Here is a 262-nt window from a genome sequence, read left to right on the forward strand (position 1 = left end):
TCTTCGAGCACTTGCGGCTGCTTGCCTTCGTGGAAGATTTCGGTGAGCAGCCACAGGTCGTTCCAGGTCGAATTGGCGTGGTCGGTCAGGGCGAGGAAATGCCCGCTGACCAGAATCGGCTGATCGCTGTTGCCCTCGGCCAGACGATAGTCGCTGCGATGACGTTCCAGTGCGCGATTGGCCAGATGCTTGCCACGCTCGCGATCGACGAAACGGCCCGGGTAATCGTAGTCTTCGAGGTCCGGTTGCGCGCTGCTTTTGG

1 protein-coding gene is annotated in these 262 nt (G+C 60.7%); it reads right to left on the reverse strand.

Features of this window, described 5'->3' with window-relative positions:
* The coding region (locus tag ACW9IR_RS29960; protein ID WP_457466220.1) for a contractile injection system protein, VgrG/Pvc8 family at positions 1-262 on the reverse strand (262 nt) is incomplete at both ends.

The organism is Pseudomonas sp. SDT291_1_S447, from assembly GCF_054070155.1.